Source organism: Promicromonospora kroppenstedtii DSM 19349 (genome assembly GCF_000515355.1).
Classification (GTDB): Bacteria; Actinomycetota; Actinomycetes; order Actinomycetales; family Cellulomonadaceae; genus Promicromonospora; species Promicromonospora kroppenstedtii.
The window spans coordinates 17,783-22,885 of the sequence record NZ_KI911695.1 but is presented as its reverse complement, the minus strand read 5'-3'; the positions used below and the strand labels follow the sequence as shown (position 1 = coordinate 22,885).

The 5,103-nt window shown below is 71.4% G+C and carries 5 protein-coding genes; 2 read left to right on the top strand and 3 right to left on the bottom strand.

From position 1 onward, the window contains the following. Positions 1 to 211 (bottom strand): enoyl-CoA hydratase-related protein (locus tag PROKR_RS35305; RefSeq protein WP_211240169.1); only part of this gene is annotated, 211 nt, incomplete at its 3' end. A gap of 30 nt (positions 212 to 241) precedes the next feature. After that, positions 242 to 1,918: a lysyl oxidase family protein gene (locus PROKR_RS17835; protein WP_245605871.1), complete on the bottom strand. Its 1,677-nt coding sequence runs from the start codon at positions 1,916 to 1,918 to the stop codon at positions 242 to 244. Positions 1,919 to 2,075: 157 nt separating this feature from the next. On the opposite strand from PROKR_RS17835, the gene PROKR_RS17830 reads away from it, so the two are divergent. Further along, positions 2,076 to 2,747 (top strand): HAD family hydrolase, encoded by a 672-nt coding sequence (locus tag PROKR_RS17830; RefSeq protein WP_036965279.1) that lies wholly within the window; start codon positions 2,076 to 2,078, stop codon positions 2,745 to 2,747. A gap of 38 nt (positions 2,748 to 2,785) precedes the next feature. Here PROKR_RS17830 and PROKR_RS17825 read toward each other — a convergent pair whose 3' ends face one another. Further along, positions 2,786 to 3,553 carry an SOS response-associated peptidase gene (locus tag PROKR_RS17825; protein WP_036965277.1) on the bottom strand — a complete coding sequence of 256 codons (768 nt, stop codon included), beginning with the start codon at positions 3,551 to 3,553 and terminating at the stop codon, positions 2,786 to 2,788. Between the two features lie 140 nt (positions 3,554 to 3,693). Between PROKR_RS17825 and PROKR_RS17820 the strand changes: the two genes are divergently transcribed. Beyond that, positions 3,694 to 4,950, top strand: coding sequence for a multidrug effflux MFS transporter (locus PROKR_RS17820; RefSeq protein ID WP_051433108.1), 1,257 nt, complete (start codon positions 3,694 to 3,696; stop codon positions 4,948 to 4,950). The last annotated feature ends 153 nt before the right edge of the window (positions 4,951 to 5,103 follow it).

Sequence of the window (5,103 nt, the reverse complement as noted above, 5' to 3'; positions counted from 1 at the left end):
AGAACGAGCGGCCGCTGCCCGACAGCACGACCGCACGCAGCCCGGGCTCGCGGCCCAGGCGGCGTGCGGCGGCCCGCAGCTCGGCGAGCATGCCGAGCGAGAGGGCGTTGAGCTTGTCCGGCCGGTCGAGGCGGACGTCGGCGATCCCGTCCGAGAGGGTGCAGGTGATGCCGCTCCCGGACGGGACGCCCGTCGTGCTGCTCGCGTTCATGGGGCGCAGCCTACGCAGGCGCCCCGGCGGTCACCGCTCGGTCACGACCTCGGTGTCCACGCCCTCGTACGGCGGCACCTTCACCGTGCGCTTGCCGGGCTTACCGCCGAGCACCACGGTCCGGTAGCTGACGTTGTTCGACATCGTCTGCTCGTGCAGGGCACCGTTCGGGTTCACGGTGATCTTGATCTGGTAGGTGCCGTTCTTCACCTTCGTCAGGTCGAACGCCTGCGTCTGGCTCTGGTTGTAGGTGTCGCCCCAGCCGACCGGCAGCACCTCACGGAGCCAGATCGCGGAGCGGTCGCCGCAGGTGCTGTCGAGGCCGGTGGCCTCCGGCCGCCAGACGGCGCCCGGCACGGAGAGGTCGACCGGGTCGGTCGGCGCGAGGCACCACGACTGCTTGCCGCTCGGCGTCACCGGCTTGCCCTTGGTCGTGACGAGCTCGTAGCTCGCGAAGTCCAGGAAGTGCCAGTGGTTGTGCTCCGGCGCCTGGTGGTACTCCATGGTGCCGGTCTTGGTGCTGCCGACCTCCTTGCCGTCCTGGTAGAAGAACTGATAGGCGTCCATCAGCTCGCCGGCGCCGCGGCGGTACCCCTCGACGACCAGCGGTGCGGGCCCGGCGTTCCACTCGTTGGCGTTGAACGTGAGCCGGTCGGTGCCGTCCTCGTCCACCTCGGTACCGATCTGCCACGCCGGCGCGGAGACCAGGTCGGGCAGCGTGTCCTTGGCCGGCTCGCTGTTCGACGGCGTGGAACCACGCTGGCCGAGCGCCGGGTGGTCGCCGCCGGCGTGCGCGGCGTCCCCGAGGGAGAACAGGTTGGTGCGGTGCTCGGAGCCCGTGCTGGTGGCGCCGTGGCCCGCGTGTCCGCTCTGCGCGCGCAGGCTCTCGGCCCGGACGGACACCGGGTCGCCGTCCTGCAGCGAGCTGAAGCCCTCGGCGGGGGCGCCCATGAGCTCCTCGCCGATCTCGCCGCAGTCCCAGATCTCGCACTCGTCGACGATCTCGACGCGCTGCGTCACCGCGCGGCCCTTGGCCGGCAGGCCGAGGAAGTCCGCGACCGGGTCGCTGATGATGACCGTCATCACGAGGGTCTTCTGCTTGGTCTCGACCTCGAAGAAGGCGTCGAGCTTCGTGGCCCAGCCCTGCTCGACACCGGAGACGCTCGACTTGGTGAACCAGCTGCCGCCGCAGAACGACGGGTAGACCGGCTCGGTCCGGCCGGTCGGCTCGACGCGCTGCCGATCCGACCCGCTCAGGCACAGGCTGCGCGTGTCCTTGGCCAGGATCTTGCCCTTCGGCGTCCGGACGCGGACCGTGAGCCCGTCCTTGAAGCCGTTCAGCCCGTCGACGATCGCCGCCGGCGCCTTGGTCGTGGTGCGCTTGCCGTCCCGGATCACCGTCCTGGTGAGCGAGACCGGGTCGGAGGCCTTGTTCCGCTTGGCCCAGAACTCGTGGGTCTCACCGTACGCGGCCAGCCAGACGGCCGAGTCGAGGTAGACGTAGCCGTCGTAGGCGTAGGCCTGGACGGTGCGCGACGCCGGGGCGAAACGCAGGCCGGGCTTCTTCGCCGTGGTCGGCGCCGCCGTCGCGGCGGACTCGGTCGTGGCCGCGCTGGCGGCGTTCGTGGCGCCGCCCTCGCCGAGCAGGCCGAGGGCCAGCACGGCTGCCACACCCATGGTGAGCAGGCGTGATGTAGGACGGGTCAAGCTAAGAACGGTCATGGATCCCCCAGCTGGAGTGAGGACAGGAATCTGTCACCGCTAAGGACGTCCGACCTGGTCAGTTCGTTGTGTCCGGGGACACAGTTCACCCCCTGAGTTTCCCCAGGGCGGCGCAGGGACCCGCGTATGACACGATGCGAGCGTGCTGAAAGTCGTTCTCTTCGATCTCGACGACACACTCGTGGACCAGGAGGGCGCCTCTCGCGCGGCGCTCCTGGACTGGCTCCCCGAGCTGGGTCTGGACCTCGGCGACCCGGAGGAGCTGGTCACCGCCTGGGGCGGCATCTCCGAGGATGCCTACGCCCGGTACCAGCGTCGCGAGATCACCTTCCTGGAGCAGCGCCGCGTCCGTGTGCGCGAGTTCCTGGGCGCCGACACCACCGACGACGAGGCCGACGAGCTGTTCACCGGCTACCTGTCCCGCTACGAGCAGGGCTGGGTGGCGTTCGACGACGCCGTCCCGGCGCTACGGCGGGTGCGCGACGCCGGTCTCGTCTGCGCCCTGCTCACCAACGGCGACTCCGCGCACCAGCGGCTCAAGCTGGACCGCACCGGTCTCGCCGCGCACGTCGACGTCGTCGTCGCCTCGGACGACCTGCCCGCCGGCAAGCCGGACCCACGCGCGTACAGCTCCGCCTGTGAGATCCTCGGCGTCGCGCCCGGCGACGTGCGCATGGTGGGCAACGACGTCGAGAAGGACTTCCAGGCGCCGCTCGACGCGGGGCTCGGGGCAGTGCTGCTGGACCGGTACGACCGGTACCCGGAGGTCACGGACCGGATCCGCACCCTGACCGAGGTGCCGCTGGCGGGCTAGTGGCGACGGCCGGCAGCCGCCAGTCTCGGACGCCGACCTCAGCGTGCGGCGCGGACCCGGACCGGCTCCGGGTCCCTGGGGTCCGGGTCCGCCTCGATCAGGGACGGTCCGTCGTTCTGCACCGAGCCGACGGCGTCGCCCACCGGCAGCGTGGCCAGCGGCAGGTTGTCGATCTGCAGCAGTTCGGAGGCGTCGCTCACCGACGGGTCGAGCCACTGGTTCCAGGCGCTGGGCGGGAGCACGAGCGGCATACGGTCGTGGATCGCCGCCATGCTCTCGGACGCCGGGCGGGTCACCACGGTGGTCGACACCAGCCAGCGGTCGGGGTCGGTCTCGCTCGCGGCCGGGTTGCGCCAGAACTCGTACAGGCCCGCGAACGCCGCCACGCCCTGCTCGGCCGGGTGGATCCAGTACGGCTGCTTGGGGACCTTCTTGGAGCCGGTGGCGGGCAGTGACAGCTTGCGCCACTCGTAGTACCCGTCGGCCAGCACGAGGCAGCGCCGGGCCTTGAAGGGCTTGGCGAACGCGGGCTTGTCGACCAGCGACTCCGAGCGCGCGTTGATCATGCGCGCACCCCCGCTCGGGTCCTTGGACCAGGACGGCACCAGGCCCCAGCGGGCGAGCTGCATCGACCGGCTCACCTCCGTGGAGCCCTTGGCCGCCCGTTCGACGACGATGCGCACCGGGTCCGTCGGCGCCACGTTCCAGGACGGCGGCCGGAGCCGCGCGTCCTCGGCGATCTCGGCGATGGCGAGCTCGTCGGCGAGGTCCTGGGTCTGGGTGAAGGAGGCGAAGCGTCCGCACATGGGACCAGCATGCCCCGAGCCACTGACACTCGCGGCACGTCACCAACACACCCCGTCCCATGGTGAACTCCGGACGAACAGCTGACCGGAGAGCGAGATCACTCTTCTCATCGTCGTATCGATTCGATAGCATCGGGGCCATGCCAACCTCTGCGCCGTCGGGCGTCTCCCCAGTCGTGCCCGCGCGCCGAGCGTCCTCCCGGTCCACCGTCAAGTGGGTCCTCATGCTCGGGGCCCTCTCCGCCCTGCCGGCCTTCACCGTCGACATGTATCTGCCGGCTCTGCCGCAGGTCGCCCTGGACCTCGGCTCCACCGAGGCGCTGGCCCAGCTCACGGTGTCCTGCATGCTGATCGGCGGCGGCGTGGGCCAGCTCGTCATCGGGCCGCTCTCGGACCGGTTCGGACGCCGCGCCCCGCTGCTGATCGGCCTCGCGCTGCACGTCGTCATCTCGCTGCTGTGCGCCGTCGTCACGAGCATGCCGCTGCTGATCGGCCTCCGCCTCGCGCAGGGCTTCTTCAACGCCGCGGCCGGCGTGGCCTCGGTCGCCATCGTGCGTGACCGCTTCGTCGGTGCCGAGGCCGCCCGCATCCTGTCGCGCCTCATGCTGGTGATCGGCGTCGCTCCGATGTTCGCGCCCACACTGGGCACCTTCGTGCTGGCGCACGGCCCCTGGCGCTGGGTGTTCGTGGTGCTGGCCGTGATGGGCGCCGCGCTGGCCCTCGTGGTGCTCCGGGTGATGCCCGAGACCCACCCGCCGGTCAAGCGGCTCACCGGCGGCGTCCGCACGGTCGCCGGCGGCTACGGCAAGCTGCTCAAGGACCGGCACTTCATGGCCCTCGCCGTGATCCCCGGCCTGGGCTTCGGCGTGCTCATGAGCTACGTGGTGGGCTCGCCCATCATCTTCCAGCAGGAGTACGGGCTCAGCGAGGGGCAGTTCGCCCTGCTGTTCGCCGTCAACGGTGTGGGCCTGGTGCTGTCCGCCCAGGTCAACGCGGCGCTGGTGCGCAGGGTCGCGCCGGTCCGGCTGCTCCGCTTCGGCGTGGTCGCCCAGGCGGTGCTCGTCGTGGTGCTCCTCGTGGTGGTCCTGACGGGCGCGGGTGGGCTGATCGGCCTGCTGGTGGCCCTGTGGTGCGTGCTCGCGTTCCAGGGGCTCGTCCCGGCCAACGCGTCCGCGCTGGCGCTGTCCCGGCACGGCGAGATCGCCGGCACCGCGGCGGCGATGATCGGCGCCGTCCAGTCCCTGATCGCCGGCTCGGTCAGCTCGCTCGGCGGGTTCCTGGGCGGTGACGCCGCGGCCATGGCCCTGGTGATGCTCGCGGCGGTGGTGCTGGCGATCGGCGTCCTGGCGATCGCCACCCCGGCGTTCCGGCGCGGCGGCTGGCACATGCCCGTCTGAGCGCCGCCCGAGAGGTCGCCGGGAGAGTTCACCAAGAGGTAGCGCCAGGTTCACCGGGATGTGGGGTGCGCCCACTTGGCTCGGCCGCATGAGCACACCCCTGCGTACCCGCGCCGCGCGCGTGGTGGCCGCCGCGGCGGCGACGTCGTTGCT

Bases quoted from the DNA above. Each gene is read 5' to 3' on its own strand.
- PROKR_RS17825 (WP_036965277.1), bottom strand. From the start codon at position 3,553: ATGTGCGGACGCTTCGCCTCCTTCACCCAGACCCAGGACCTCGCCGAC.
- PROKR_RS17820 (WP_051433108.1), top strand. From the start codon at position 3,694: ATGCCAACCTCTGCGCCGTCGGGCGTCTCCCCAGTCGTGCCCGCGCGC.